At 67.1% G+C, this 12,837-nt stretch carries 14 protein-coding genes; all 14 read left to right on the top strand.

Annotated elements, in window-relative coordinates; genetic code table 11:
* Nucleotides 1–28 precede the first annotated feature (28 nt).
* Nucleotides 29–1,579: an aromatic/alkene/methane monooxygenase hydroxylase/oxygenase subunit alpha gene (locus LGM71_RS15775; RefSeq protein ID WP_124627729.1), complete on the top strand. Its 1,551-nt coding sequence runs from the start codon at nucleotides 29–31 to the stop codon at nucleotides 1,577–1,579.
* A gap of 69 nt (nucleotides 1,580–1,648) precedes the next feature.
* Entirely contained in the window at nucleotides 1,649–2,005 is a 357-nt protein-coding gene (locus LGM71_RS15780; RefSeq protein WP_059604926.1) for a phenol hydroxylase subunit P4, read from the top strand.
* A 25-nt stretch (nucleotides 2,006–2,030) separates the two neighbouring features.
* Complete coding sequence (locus LGM71_RS15785) at nucleotides 2,031–3,095, top strand: NADH:ubiquinone reductase (Na(+)-transporting) subunit F (protein ID WP_226115327.1); 1,065 nt, start codon at nucleotides 2,031–2,033, stop codon at nucleotides 3,093–3,095.
* Nucleotide 3,096: 1 nt separating this feature from the next.
* Nucleotides 3,097–3,453, top strand: coding sequence for a 2Fe-2S iron-sulfur cluster-binding protein (locus LGM71_RS15790; RefSeq protein ID WP_059604931.1), 357 nt, complete (start codon nucleotides 3,097–3,099; stop codon nucleotides 3,451–3,453).
* Nucleotides 3,454–3,478: 25 nt separating this feature from the next.
* A complete protein-coding gene (locus LGM71_RS15795) occupies nucleotides 3,479–4,423 on the top strand; it encodes a catechol 2,3-dioxygenase (protein ID WP_151047157.1) in 945 nt (314 codons plus the stop codon).
* 20 nt (nucleotides 4,424–4,443) lie between these two features.
* The gene (locus tag LGM71_RS15800; RefSeq protein WP_124627723.1) at nucleotides 4,444–4,893 is read left to right on the top strand and encodes a GlcG/HbpS family heme-binding protein; all 450 of its coding nucleotides are present in this window, start codon (nucleotides 4,444–4,446) and stop codon (nucleotides 4,891–4,893) included.
* A gap of 60 nt (nucleotides 4,894–4,953) precedes the next feature.
* Nucleotides 4,954–6,465: a 2-hydroxymuconic semialdehyde dehydrogenase gene (locus LGM71_RS15805; RefSeq protein WP_124627816.1), complete on the top strand. Its 1,512-nt coding sequence runs from the start codon at nucleotides 4,954–4,956 to the stop codon at nucleotides 6,463–6,465.
* A 27-nt stretch (nucleotides 6,466–6,492) separates the two neighbouring features.
* The gene (gene dmpE / locus LGM71_RS15810) at nucleotides 6,493–7,275 is read left to right on the top strand and encodes a 2-oxopent-4-enoate hydratase (RefSeq protein ID WP_059604944.1); all 783 of its coding nucleotides are present in this window, start codon (nucleotides 6,493–6,495) and stop codon (nucleotides 7,273–7,275) included.
* A gap of 41 nt (nucleotides 7,276–7,316) precedes the next feature.
* Nucleotides 7,317–8,237 (top strand): acetaldehyde dehydrogenase (acetylating), encoded by a 921-nt coding sequence (locus tag LGM71_RS15815; protein ID WP_124903227.1) that lies wholly within the window; start codon nucleotides 7,317–7,319, stop codon nucleotides 8,235–8,237.
* 45 nt (nucleotides 8,238–8,282) lie between these two features.
* Complete coding sequence (dmpG, locus tag LGM71_RS15820; protein ID WP_226115328.1) at nucleotides 8,283–9,329, top strand: 4-hydroxy-2-oxovalerate aldolase; 1,047 nt, start codon at nucleotides 8,283–8,285, stop codon at nucleotides 9,327–9,329.
* Entirely contained in the window at nucleotides 9,326–10,114 is a 789-nt protein-coding gene (gene dmpH / locus LGM71_RS15825) for a 2-oxo-3-hexenedioate decarboxylase (protein WP_226115329.1), read from the top strand. The genes dmpG and dmpH overlap by 4 nt, the downstream gene beginning before the upstream one ends.
* Before the next feature lie 24 nt (nucleotides 10,115–10,138).
* A complete protein-coding gene (locus tag LGM71_RS15830) occupies nucleotides 10,139–10,333 on the top strand; it encodes a 2-hydroxymuconate tautomerase (RefSeq protein WP_257129466.1) in 195 nt (64 codons plus the stop codon).
* A gap of 36 nt (nucleotides 10,334–10,369) precedes the next feature.
* Nucleotides 10,370–11,200, top strand: a complete 831-nt coding sequence (locus tag LGM71_RS15835) for an alpha/beta fold hydrolase (protein ID WP_124627715.1) — start codon at nucleotides 10,370–10,372, stop codon at nucleotides 11,198–11,200.
* A gap of 206 nt (nucleotides 11,201–11,406) precedes the next feature.
* Nucleotides 11,407–12,789 carry an OmpP1/FadL family transporter gene (locus tag LGM71_RS15840; protein ID WP_151047147.1) on the top strand — a complete coding sequence of 461 codons (1,383 nt, stop codon included), beginning with the start codon at nucleotides 11,407–11,409 and terminating at the stop codon, nucleotides 12,787–12,789.
* Nucleotides 12,790–12,837 lie beyond the last annotated feature (48 nt).

Consider the following 12,837-nt stretch of genomic DNA (forward strand, 5'->3'; position numbering starts at 1 on the left):
ACACGCACCGACAACACCGGAGACACGAATGGACACGCCAACGCTCAAGAAAAAGCTCGGCCTGAAGGACCGCTACGCGGCGATGACGCGCGGCCTCGGCTGGGAGACGACTTACCAGCCGATGGACAAGGTCTTCCCGTACGACCGTTACGAAGGCATCAAGATCCACGACTGGGACAAGTGGGTCGACCCGTTCCGCCTGACGATGGATGCGTACTGGAAATACCAGGGCGAGAAGGAGAAGAAGCTGTACGCGGTGCTCGATGCGTTCACGCAGAACAACGCGTTCCTCGGCGTGACCGACGCGCGCTACATCAACGCGCTGAAGCTGTTCATCCAGGGCGTGACGCCGCTTGAATATCTCGCGCATCGCGGTTTCGCGCACGTCGGCCGGCACTTCACCGGCGAGGGTGCGCGCATCGCGTGCCAGATGCAGTCGATCGACGAGTTGCGGCACTACCAGACCGAAACGCACGCGATGTCGACGTACAACAAGTTCTTCAACGGCTTCCATCATTCGAACCACTGGTTCGACCGCGTCTGGTACCTGTCGGTGCCGAAGTCGTTCTTCGAGGACGCGTATTCGTCGGGGCCGTTCGAGTTCCTGACGGCGGTCAGCTTCTCGTTCGAATACGTGCTGACGAACCTGCTGTTCGTGCCGTTCATGTCGGGCGCCGCGTACAACGGCGACATGTCGACCGTCACGTTCGGCTTTTCCGCGCAGTCGGACGAATCGCGTCACATGACGCTCGGCATCGAGTGCATCAAGTTCCTGCTCGAGCAGGACCCGGACAACGTGCCGATCGTGCAGCGCTGGATCGACAAGTGGTTCTGGCGCGGCTACCGGCTGCTCACGCTGGTCGCGATGATGATGGACTACATGCAGCCGAAGCGCGTGATGAGCTGGCGCGAGTCGTGGGAGATGTACGCGGAGCAGAACGGCGGCGCGCTGTTCAAGGATCTCGCGCGCTACGGCATTCGCGAGCCGAAGGGCTGGCAGGACGCCTGCGAAGGCAAGGACCACATCAGCCACCAGGCATGGTCGACATTCTACGGCTTCAACGCGGCGTCGGCGTTCCACACGTGGGTGCCGACCGAGGACGAGATGGCGTGGCTGTCAGCGAAGTATCCCGACTCGTTCGACCGCTATTACCGCCCGCGCTTCGACTACTGGGGAGAGCAGGCGAAGGCCGGCAACCGCTTCTACATGAAGACGCTGCCGATGCTGTGCCAGACCTGCCAGATCCCGATGCTGTTCACCGAGCCCGGCAACCCGACGAAGATCGGCGCGCGCGAGTCGAACTACCTCGGCAACAAGTTCCATTTCTGCAGCGATCACTGCAAGGAAATCTTCGACCACGAGCCGCAGAAGTACGTGCAGGCATGGTTGCCCGTGCACCAGATCTATCAGGGCAACTGCTTCCCGCCCGATGCGGACCCGAGCGCGGAAGGCTTCGATCCGCTCGCCGCGGTGCTCGATTACTACGAAGTGCAGATGGGCCGCGACAACCTCGATTTCGACGGCTCGGAAGACCAGAAGAACTTCGCGGCCTGGCGCGGCCAGGCCACGAGCAACTGATCGATACACAACCTTGAACGAGACCGGCGTACGCGCGAATGCGCAAACGCCGGCCGACAGGAGACAAGCATGACCGTCATCGCGCTCAAACCCTACGACTTCCCGGTGAAGGACGCGGTCGAGAAGTTCCCGGCGCCGCTGCTCTACGTGTGCTGGGAAGACCACCTGATGTTCCCGGCGCCGTTCTGCCTGCCGCTGCCGCCCGACATGCCGTTCGGCGCGCTCGCGCGCGACGTGCTGCCGCCCATCTACGGCTATCACCCCGACTTCGCGAAGATCGACTGGGGCCGCGTCGAGTGGTTTCGCTCCGGTGAGCCGTGGACGCCCGACGCAGCGAAGAGCCTGGCCGACAACGGCCTCGGGCACAAGGACCTGATCAGCTTCCGCACGCCGGGCCTGGACGGCCTCGGCGGCGCGAGCTTCTGACCGCGACGCGGACGAGCGAACCATCATGAGCCACCAACTTACCATCGAGCCGCTGGGCGTCACGATCGAGGTCGAGGAAGGACAGACGATGCTCGATGCCGCGCTGCGCCAGGGCATCTACATTCCGCATGCGTGCTGTCACGGCCTGTGCGGCACCTGCAAGGTCGCGGTGCTCGACGGCGAGACCGATCTCGGCGACGCGAACCCGTTCGCGCTGATGGATTTCGAGCGCGAGGAAGGCAAGGCGCTCGCGTGCTGCGCGACGCTGCAGGCCGACACCGTGATCGAGGCCGACGTCGACGAGGAACCGGACGCGGAAATCATTCCGGTCAAGGATTTCGCGGCTGAAGTGACGCGCATCGAGCAGCTCACGCCGACCATCAAGTCGATCCGACTGAAGCTGTCGCAGCCGATGCATTTCCAGGCGGGCCAGTACGTCCAGCTGGAGATTCCCGGTCTCGGGCAGAGCCGCGCGTTCTCGATCGCGAACGCGCCGGCCGACGTCGCGGCCACCGGAGAGATCGAGCTGAACGTGCGGCAGGTGCCGGGCGGGCTCGGCACCGGCTACCTGCACGAGCAGTTGGCCACCGGCGACCGCATGCGGCTGTCGGGCCCGTACGGGCGCTTCTTCGTGCGTCGCTCGGCCGCGCGGCCGATGATCTTCATGGCTGGCGGATCGGGGCTGTCGAGCCCGCGCTCGATGATCGCGGACCTGCTCGCCAGCGGCGTCAAAGCGCCGATCACGCTGGTCTACGGCCAGCGCAACGCGAAGGAGCTGTACTACCACGACGAATTCCGCGCGCTCGCCGAACGCCACCCGAACTTCACGTACGTGCCGGCGCTGTCCGAAGGCGCGCCGGATGCCGGCGGCGACGTCGCGCAAGGGTTCGTGCACGACGTCGCGAAGGCGCATTTCGACGGCGACTTCTCGGGGCACCAGGCATACCTGTGCGGCCCGCCCGCGATGATCGACGCGTGCATCACGACGCTGATGCAGGGGCGCCTGTTCGAGCGCGACATCTATCACGAGAAGTTCATCTCGGCGGCCGACGCGCAACAGACGCGCAGCCCGCTGTTCCGGCGGGTGTGACATGGATGCGGGCCGCGTATGCGGGACGGTCAGGATCGCGCAGACCGACGAGCGCTATGCGTGCGTGTCGGGCGAGTCGTTGCTGGCCGGCATGGCGAAGCTCGGCCGCCGCGGCATTCCGGTCGGCTGCCTGAACGGCGGGTGCGGCGTGTGCAAGGTGCGCGTGCTGCGCGGCGCGGTGCGCAAGCTCGGGCCGGTCAGCCGCGCACACGTCAGCGCCGAAGAGGAGAACGACGGCTACGCGCTCGCGTGCCGTGTGGTGCCGGACGGCGACGTGGAACTGGAGGTGGCCGGCCGGCTGAAAAAGCCGTTCTTCTGCGGCGCGGCCCGTGCCGGCGCGCCGACGATCGACAAGTAACCAGGAAACCAGGAGGAGACACATCATGGGTGTGATGCGTATTGGTCATGTCAGTCTGAAGGTGATGGACATGGAAGCGGCGCTGCGTCATTACGTGCGCGTGCTCGGCATGCAGGAGACGATGCGCGACGCGGCGGGCAACGTCTATCTGAAATGCTGGGACGAATGGGACAAGTATTCGCTGATTCTGTCGCCGTCCGACCAGGCGGGGCTCAAGCACGCCGCGTACAAGGTCGAGCACGACGCCGACCTGGACGCGTTCCAGCAGCGTATCGAGGCATACGGGATCGCGACCGAGATGCTGCCCGAAGGCGCGCTGCCGGCGGTCGGCCGTCAATTGCGGTTCCTGCTGCCGAGCGGGCACGAACTGCGGCTGTTCGCGAAGAAGGAGCTGGTGGGCACCGCGGTCGGCTCGCTGAACCCCGATCCGTGGCCCGACGATGTTCCGGGCTCGGCCGTGCACTGGCTCGACCACTGCCTGCTGATGTGCGAACTGAACCCCGAAACCGGCGTGAACCGTGTCGAGGAGAACACGCGCTTCATGGCCGAGTGTCTCGACTTCCATCTGGCGGAACAGGTGATGGTCGGCCCAGGCAATACGATCCGGGCCGCGACGTGGATGTTCCGCAGCACGACGCCGCATGACATCGCGTTCGTCGGCGGCCCGAGCAACGGCCTACATCACATCGCGTTCTTCCTCGACGACTGGGCCGACGTGCTGAAGTCGGCCGACGTCATGGCGAAGAACAAGGTGAAGATCGACGTCGCGCCGACGCGGCACGGCATCACGCGCGGCACCACCATCTATTTCTTCGATCCGAGCGGCAACCGCAACGAGACGTTCGCGGGGCTGGGTTATCTCGCGCAACCCGATCGCCCGGTCACGACGTGGACCGAGGAGGAGCTCGGGCGCGGGATCTTCTTCCACTCCGGCGAGCTGAACGAAGCGTTCACGACCGTCTACACCTGAGCCGCAAGGAGCCCAGCGTCATGGATCGAAACGACACGAACCGCAGCATCGACACGCGCGCGATCGACTGGCCCGCCGCGGCGCGCGCGGCGCAGGCGGCGGCCGAGGCCGCCGAACGGCTCGGCGTGCGCGTCAACGTCGCGGTCGTCGATGCGGCCGGACTGCTCGCGGCATTCGTCCGCATGCCCGGCGCACCGTTGCATTCGATCGATATCGCGATCGACAAGGCGTACACGGCCGCGAGCTTCGGTCTGCCCACCGGCGCGTGGCACGCCGCATTGGCGTCGCACTCGGACGCGGTGCGGCAAGGCCTCGTGCTGCGGCCGCGCTTCGTCGCATTCGGCGGCGGGTTGCCGATCGTCGAAGACGGCGCGTTGATCGGCGGCATCGGCGTATCGGGCGGCAGCGAGGCGCAGGACGAGCAATGCGCGAACGCGGGGCTCGATGCGGCCGGCTTCGGCGGCCCATGACGCACGGCACGCAAACGCGCTCCACGAACCCACGGATTGACGACTATCGGCACACACATCATGTACGACACCGAACCCATTGCCGCGACACGCGGCCCCGCCGGCGGGCAGCCGGAACCGCGGCTCGTCCGCAACTTCATCGACGGCGACTATCGCGCGGGCGAACGCTGGTTCGACAAGCGCTCGCCGCTCGACAACGCGGTGATCGCGCGCGTCGCCGAAGCGAGCCGCGCGGATGTCGACGCGGCGGTACAGGCCGCACGCGCGGCGCTGGCCGGCCCGTGGGGCGGCCTGACCGTCGCGCAGCGCGTCGAGCTCCTGTATGCGGTGGCCGACGGCATCACGCGCCGCTTCGACGATTTCCTCGAAGCCGAAGTGGCCGACACCGGCAAGCCGGTGAGCCTCGCCAGCCATATCGACATCCCGCGCGGCGCCGCGAACTTCAAGGTGTTCGCCGACGTGGTGAAGAACGTGCCCGGCGAAACCTTCGAGATGGCGACGCCGGACGGCGCGGGCGCGCTCAACTACGCGATCCGCCGGCCGGTCGGCGTGGTCGGCGTGATCTGCCCGTGGAATCTGCCGCTGCTGCTGATGACGTGGAAGGTCGGGCCCGCGCTCGCGTGCGGCAATACGGTGGTCGTGAAACCGTCGGAGGAGACGCCGCAGACGGCCGCGCTGCTCGGCGAGGTGATGAACGCGGCCGGCGTGCCACGCGGCGTCTACAACGTCGTGCACGGCTTCGGGCCCGGCTCGGCCGGCGAATTCCTGACGACCCACCCGGGTGTGAACGCGATCACGTTCACCGGCGAGACGCGCACCGGCGCGGCGATCATGAAGGCCGCGGCCGACGGCGCGCGGCCCGTCAGCCTCGAGATGGGCGGCAAGAACGCGGCGATCGTGTTCGCCGATTGCGATTTCGATGCGGCCGTCGAGGGCACGTTGCGCTCGTGCTTCGCGAACGCGGGGCAGGTGTGCCTCGGCACCGAGCGTGTGTATGTCGAGCGTCCGCTGTTCGAGCGTTTCGTCGCCGCGCTGAAGGCCGGTGCCGAACGGCTGCGGCCCGGCCGCCCGGAAGCGGAGTCGACCGGCCTCGGCCCGCTCATCAGCCAGGAGCATCGCGACAAGGTGCTGTCGTATTACCGCAAGGCGGCCGAACTCGGCGCGACGGTCGTGACGGGTGGCGGCGTGCCCGACATGCCGGAGGACCTGCGCGGCGGCGCGTGGGTGCAGCCGACGATCTGGACCGGCCTCGGCGACGATTCGCCGATCGCGCGCGACGAGATCTTCGGGCCGTGCACGCTCGTGATGCCGTTCGATTCCGAAGCCGAGGTGATCGGCCGCGCGAACGCGAATGCGTATGGGCTGTCGACCGCGATCTGGACGACCAACCTGTCGCGCGCGCACCGCGTCGCGGCGTCGATCGACGTCGGCATCGCGTGGGTCAATTCATGGTTCCTGCGTGACCTGCGTACCGCGTTCGGCGGCGCGAAGCAATCGGGCATCGGCCGCGAGGGCGGCGTGCATTCGCTCGAGTTCTACACGGAGCTCCGCAACGTCTGCATCAAGCTCTGACCCTCTGTTAATGACCGGAAAACTCTTATGGACTCCACGTTGATTACCACGCTGGGCGACCGGCTGTACGACGCGATGACGTCGCGCGAGCCCATCGCGCCGCTGACGTCGCAGCACGAGGACCTGTCGGTCGACGACGCGTACCGGATCCAGCAGCGCTTCGTGCAGCGCCGCCTGGATGCCGGCGAGACCGTCATCGGCAAGAAGATCGGCGTCACGTCGAAGGCGGTGATGGACATGCTCGGCGTCTACCAGCCCGACTTCGGCTACCTGCTGTCGGGCATGGTGTACGGCGAGGGCGAATGCATCGCGCTCGACACGCTGATCCAGCCGAAGGCCGAAGGCGAGATCGCGTTCGTGCTGAAGCGCGACCTGCTCGGCCCGGGCGTGACGAACGCGATGGTGCTCGCCGCGACCGAGTGCGTGATGCCGTGCTTCGAGATCGTCGACTCGCGCATCCGCGACTGGAAGATCCGCATCGGCGACACGGTGGCCGACAACGCGTCGTGCGGCGTGTTCGTGCTCGGCGACCGGGCGGTGAGCACGCGCAGCGTCGATCTGTCGACCTGCGGCATGGTGCTCGAGAAGAACGGCGACGTGATCGGCACCGGCGCCGGCGCGGCCGCGCTCGGCTCGCCGGTCAATGCCGTCGCATGGCTCGCCAACACGCTCGGCCGCCTCGGCATCCCGCTGAAGGCCGGCGAAGTGATTCTGTCCGGCGCGCTCGCAGCGATGGCGCCGGTCGGGCGCGGCGACAACTTCCGCGTGTCGATCGGCGGGATCGGCGCGTGTTCGGTGCGGTTCGCGTGAGCGCCGCCCGTTCCCCTTTCCACGCAAACGAGGAATTCCCCATGACCCGAAAGATCCGTTGCGCGCTGATCGGCCCCGGCAACATCGGCACCGACCTGCTCGCCAAACTGATGCGCAGCCCCGTGCTCGAACCCGTGTGGATGGTCGGCATCGATCCCGATTCCGATGGCCTGAAGCGCGCGCGCGAACTCGGCCTCAAGACCACCTCGGACGGCGTCGACGGCCTGCTGCCGCATGTGCAGGCCGACGGCGTGCAGATCGCGTTCGACGCGACGAGCGCATACGTCCACGCGGAAAACAGCCGCAAGCTGAACGCGCTCGGCGTGCTGATGATCGACCTGACGCCGGCCGCGATCGGCCCGTACTGCGTGCCGCCCGTCAACCTGAAGGATCACATCGGCTCCGGCGAGATGAACGTGAACATGGTCACGTGCGGCGGCCAGGCGACGATTCCGATGGTGCGCGCGATCTCCCGCGTGCAGCCGGTCGCGTACGGCGAGATCGTCGCGACCGTGTCGTCGCGCTCGGTCGGCCCCGGCACGCGCAAGAACATCGACGAATTCACGCGCACCACGGCCGCGGCCGTCGCGCAGGTCGGCGGCGCGAACGAGGGCAAGGCGATCATCGTGATCAACCCGGCCGACCCGCCGCTCATCATGCGCGACACCGTGCACTGCCTGACCGAAACCGCGCCCGACGAAGCGCGCATCGTCGAATCGGTGCACGCGATGATCGCGGATGTGCAGCGCTACGTGCCCGGCTACCGGCTCGTCAACGGGCCGGTGTTCGACGGCAACCGCGTGTCGGTCTATCTCGAGGTCGAAGGTCTCGGCGACTACCTGCCGAAATACGCGGGCAACCTCGACATCATGACGGCCGCCGCCGCTCGCACCGCCGAGATGTTCGCCGAGGAACTGCTGGCCGGCCGCCTCACGCTGGCATCGGCCGCTCAGGCGGCCTGACGCCGGCAGACGCGACTTCCACGACCGGACAAGAAAGGAACGGCAATGAATCTCAAAGGCAAACGAATCACCGTCCACGACATGACGCTGCGTGACGGCATGCACCCGAAGCGTCACCAGATGACGCTCGACCAGATGCGCTCGATCGCGAGCGGGCTCGACGCGGCCGGCGTGCCGTTGATCGAAGTCACGCACGGCGACGGCCTCGGCGGCTCGTCGGTCAACTACGGCTTTCCCGCGCATACCGACGCGGAATACCTCGGCGCGGTGATCCCGCTGCTCAAGCGCGCGAAGGTGTCGGCGCTGCTGCTGCCGGGCATCGGCACCGTCGACCACCTGAAGGAGGCGCACGCGCTCGGCGTGCATACGATTCGCGTCGCGACGCACTGCACCGAGGCGGACGTCTCCGAGCAGCACATCGCGATGGCGCGCGAGCTCGACATGGATACCGTCGGCTTCCTGATGATGAGCCACATGAACAGCCCCGACGGGCTGGTGAAGCAGGCGAAGCTGATGGAGTCGTACGGCGCGAACTGCATCTACATCACCGATTCGGCCGGCTACATGCTGCCCGACGACGTGAAGGCCCGCCTGGCAGCCGTGCGCGACGCGCTGCTGCCTGAAACGGAACTGGGCTTCCACGGCCACCACAACCTCGCGATGGGCGTCGCGAACTCGATCGCCGCGATCGAGGCCGGTGCGAACCGGATCGACGGCGCGGCGGCGGGGCTCGGCGCCGGCGCGGGCAACACGCCGCTGGAAGTGTTCGTCGCCGTCTGCGAGCGGATGGGCATCGAGACCGGCATCGACGTGTGGAAGATCCAGGACGTCGCCGAGGATCTCGTCGTGCCGATGATGGACTTCCCGATCCGCATCGACCGCGACGCGCTGACGCTCGGCTATGCGGGCGTGTACGGCTCGTTCCTGCTGTTCGCGAAGCGCGCGGGCGAGAAGTACGGGATTCCGGCGCGCGACATCCTCGTCGAGCTCGGCCGGCGCGGCATGGTCGGCGGGCAGGAGGACATGATCGAGGACACCGCGCTGACGCTCGCGAAGGCGCGCGCGGCGCAACCGAAGCGGGAGGCCGCATGAATCTGACGACCGACACGATCGAGTCGCTGGCCGCGCATCTCGACGACTGCATGCGCGAGGCGCGCGACACGCCGAAGATCACCGACCGTCATCCGGAGATGGACTGGGACGACGCGTACGCGGTGCAGGATGCGATCCGCCGCCGGCAGCTTGCGCGCGGCGCGCGGATCGTCGGCTACAAGGCCGGCCTGACGTCGCACGCGAAGATGCGGCAGATGGGGGTGGACACGCCCGTGTTCGGCTTCCTGACCGACGTCCATGACCTGCCCGACGGCGGCGAGTGCGATACGTCCGCGCTGATTCATCCGAAAGTGGAGCCGGAGATCGCATTCGTGACGAAGGCCGAACTGAAGGGGCCCGGCTGCCATGTCGGCGCGGTACTCGCCGCGACGGACTTCGTCGTCGCCGGGATCGAGGTGATCGACAGCCGCTACCGCGACTTCAAGTTCGACCTGAAGAGCGTGGTGGCCGACAACACGTCGGCCGCGCGCTTTGTCGCGGGCGGCCGGCCGCTGGCTGTGGACGGCGTCGACCTGCGCACGCTCGGCATCGTGCTCGAGAAGAACGGGCTGCCGGTCGCGTTCGGCGCCGGTGCGGCCGTGCTCGGGCATCCGGCCGCCGCGATCGCGATGCTCGCGAATCACCTGGGCGCGCGCGGCGAAGCGATTCCGGCGGGCAGCCTGATCCTGTCGGGCGGCATCACGGAGGCGGTGGCCGTCGCGGCCGGCGACAACGTGACGCTGCGCGCGCAGGACATCGGGTCGGTCGGCCTGCGATTCATCTGAACGTTCCGAACGCAAAGGGAGGCCATCGTGCCGGTAGCACATCTGTACATCCTGGAAGGCCGCGACGACGACAAGAAGGAACGCCTGATCGCCGAAGTCACGGAAGCCATCCATCGCTCGCTCGACGCACCGCTCGAATCGGTGCGCGTGATCATCACCGAGATGCCGAAGGCGCACTTCGGGATCGGCGGGCAGAGCGCGAAGAAGCGCGGGCGCTGACGCGCCGCGCACCATCGAAATCGACTGGAGGACGTCATGTCAACCAATCCCGAACTGGGCCGCCGGATCGTCGCGGGCGGCCTCGACACCAACTATCACGACGTCGGCGACGGGCCGCCCGTGCTGCTGATCCACGGTTCGGGGCCGGGTGTCACGGCCTACGCGAACTGGCGGCTCACGATGCCCGCGCTCGCCGAGCAGTTTCGCGTGATCGCACCGGACATGGCCGGATTCGGCGAAACCGAGCGGCCGCGCGATTACGTGTATTCGATGGATCACTGGGTCGACCACGCACTCGGCCTGCTCGATGCGCTCGGCGTCGAGCGCGCGCACGTGATCGGCAATTCGTTCGGCGGCGCGCTGGCGCTCGCGCTGGCGATCCGGGCGCCGGAGCGCGTCGGCCGGCTCGTGCTGATGGGCGCGGCCGGCACGCGCTTCACGCTGACCGAAGGGCTCGACGCGGTGTGGGGCTACACGCCGTCGATCGCGAACATGCGCGGCCTGCTTGACATCTTCGCGTTCGATCGCACGCTCGTGAACGACGAGCTCGCGAAGCTGCGCTACGACGCGAGCGTGCGGCCCGGCTACCAGGAGGCATTCGCGAACATGTTTCCGGCCCCGCGCCAGCGCTGGGTCGATGCGCTCGCGAGCGACGAGGTGAAACTGCGCGCGCTGCCGCACGACACACTGATCGTCCATGGCCGCGAGGATCGCGTGATTCCGCTCGACAGCTCGATGAGGCTGCTGGAACTGCTGCCGAACGCGCAACTGCACGTGTTCGGCAACTGCGGACACTGGACGCAGATCGAGCATGCGGCGCGGTTCAACCGGCTGGTGATCGATCATTTCAGCGAGTCGACGGACTGATCGATCCGCGCCGACGACGGTATGCCGCGCGACGGCGCGCGGCAGGTTGGGTGGGGCACGAGGAATCGCATGTCGTGATCGTGCGGATTGCCGGACGGAGGCCGGCGAGATCCCGCTGATCGCGAGCCGGGCGCAATTTCAAGCGATGGATAGCAGCTTTCTAAACGATTAGCACTATTTAATTATAAATGGGTAAGGAGACGTCCGTGAAAGGCATGTATGTTCGATTGGCAGTCGTGGCATGCGCCGCGGCATGGGGCACGCATGCGCGTGCGACCGACGTGTTCAATCTCGAAGGCTACGGTCCGGTCTCGCGCGCGATGGGCGGGACCGGCGTGGCCTACGACGTCGGCGGGGCGGCGATGATGCTGAACCCGGCCACGCTCGGCCTGATGACCGAGGGGCGCTATGTGGACCTCGGGCTCGACGTGGTCACGACCAACATTCACGTGAAGAACGCGTCGACCGGCGAGGGCGCCACGTCGGGCAATCACGGCAACAACAACGGGCCGTATTTCGCGCCGCAGCTGGCCGTCGTCTATCGCCGCGCGAACTATGCGTTCGGCATCGGCGCGTTCGCCGAAGGCGGGCTCGGTACGCAATTCGGCGGCAGCAGTTTCCTGTCGCGGACGGCGACCAACAACGTCGATACCGGGCTCGACCAGTTTTCGCGGCTGCTGGTGCTGCGCGTCCCGCTGTCCGCGGCGTACAACGTGAACGACCGGTTGACGGTCGGGGCGTCGCTGGACGTCGTCTGGACTTCGCTCAACCTGGGATCGCTGCTCGACGTGTCCCAGATCGGCACGCTGGCCGCGCAGCGCCGCGTGTCCGGGTCGCTGGTGCCGGCGCTGCTGAGCGTGCCCGGCCTGTCGGGCGGCTACGTCGGGTTTTCGCACAGCGGCATCGTCGGCGGCGGAGCCGACGCCTGGGGTGTCGGCGGCAAGCTGGGCCTCACGTATCTGCTGACGCCCGACACACGGGTCGGCATGGCGTACAGCTTCAAGACCGCCGTGGGCGATCTGCGCGCCGGACATGCGAATCTGACCGCCGTCAGTTCGGTCGCGGGCAACATTCCGCTGAGCGGCGACATCGTCGTGAAGGATTTCCAGATGCCGGCCCAGTTCACGATAGGTATCAGCCACCGCTTCAACGACCAGTGGTCGGTTTCGGCCGACTACCAGCGCGTGTTCTGGTCGAGCGTGATGAAGGACCTGAACATGAGCTTCACGCAGGCCGGAACCGGCGCGAACCTGAACCTGTCGATCCCGCAGAATTATCGCGACATCAACGTCTTCGCGGTCGGCGCGGAATATCGCTACAACGCGAAGCTGACGCTGCGTGCGGGGTTCCAGTACGCGCAGGAGGCCGTACCGAACGACACGTTGCTGGCCGTCGTTCCGGCGATTCCGACGACGCACCTGAGCGCGGGCGCGTCCTACGCGTTCGACAAGGACGATCTCGTCAGCTTCGCACTATCGGTCGGCCTGCAAAAGACGTTGTCGAACGGCAGCCAGCCGAACACCGCGGTGCCCATCGTCGCAACGCACTCGCAAATCAACGCGGTCGTCGGATATCAGAAGCGCTTCTGACCGGACGCCGGGCGACGCGCATCGATGCCGCGTCGCCCGGCGCTTGTC

Source organism: Burkholderia sp. AU33545, assembly GCF_020419685.1.
GTDB lineage: Bacteria > Pseudomonadota > Gammaproteobacteria > Burkholderiales > Burkholderiaceae > Burkholderia > Burkholderia diffusa.